General features: G+C 50.6%; 6 tRNA genes and 1 rRNA gene. All 7 read left to right on the top strand.

The annotated features are described in order from the left end of the window. Positions 1-89 (top strand): 5S ribosomal RNA (gene rrf / locus KNO98_RS14625); the annotation flags it as partial. Positions 90-97: 8 nt separating this feature from the next. Continuing rightward, a tRNA-Val gene (locus KNO98_RS14620) sits at positions 98-173 on the top strand. A gap of 9 nt (positions 174-182) precedes the next feature. Next, positions 183-258: transfer RNA gene (locus KNO98_RS14615), tRNA-Thr, on the top strand. A 41-nt stretch (positions 259-299) separates the two neighbouring features. Beyond that, positions 300-386 (top strand) — tRNA-Leu (locus tag KNO98_RS14610). Between the two features lie 31 nt (positions 387-417). Beyond that, positions 418-494 (top strand) — tRNA-Arg (locus KNO98_RS14605). Between the two features lie 7 nt (positions 495-501). Next, positions 502-578, top strand: a tRNA-Pro gene (locus tag KNO98_RS14600). 13 nt (positions 579-591) lie between these two features. Then, positions 592-667: transfer RNA gene (locus tag KNO98_RS14595), tRNA-Ala, on the top strand. Positions 668-769 lie beyond the last annotated feature (102 nt).

Below are 769 nucleotides of genomic sequence, written 5' to 3'. Positions count from 1 at the left end.
CCGTTCCCATGCCGAACACGGAAGTTAAGCGTCTCAGCGCCGAAAGTAGTTGGGGGATCTCCCCCTGTGAGGATAGGACGTTGCCAGGCTACATATTGGAGGATTAGCTCAGCTGGGAGAGCACCTGCCTTACAAGCAGGGGGTCGGCGGTTCGATCCCGTCATCCTCCACCATTTACACTTGCCGGTGTAGCTCAGTTGGTAGAGCATCTGACTTGTAATCAGAGGGTCGAGGGTTCGAATCCTTTCGCCGGCACCATTTGATCTTTTTAAAAAGTCTACCGCTAGAAATTATACCTTGCCGGGGTGGCGGAATTGGTAGACGCACAGGACTTAAAATCCTGCGAGGGTTTCCTCGTGCCGGTTCAAGTCCGGCCCTCGGTACCATTAATATTTTCCCATGATGATTATTCGTCTCGCACCCTTAGCTCAGCTGGATAGAGCGTTAGACTACGAATCTAAAGGCCGGGAGTTCGAATCTCTCAGGGTGCACCATTTTTGACGGGAAGTAGCTCAGCTTGGTAGAGCACTTGGTTTGGGACCAAGGGGTCGCAGGTTCGAATCCTGTCTTCCCGACCATCATCACTTATATGGGGCCTTAGCTCAGCTGGGAGAGCGCCTGCCTTGCACGCAGGAGGTCAGCGGTTCGATCCCGCTAGGCTCCACCAATTTTACTTTTTACAGACGAACTTTGAAAACTGAACGATGAGGCAAAAAAAGTTTTACAATTTTTGAATGAAGCGCAAGCTTCGTCAATTTAAGAGCTATAT

The sequence above is a fragment of the Exiguobacterium sp. s57 genome (assembly GCF_018617685.1).
GTDB lineage: Bacteria > Bacillota > Bacilli > Exiguobacteriales > Exiguobacteriaceae > Exiguobacterium > Exiguobacterium marinum.
Note: the sequence above shows the minus strand (reverse complement) of the source record. Positions and strands in the feature narration are given on the sequence as shown.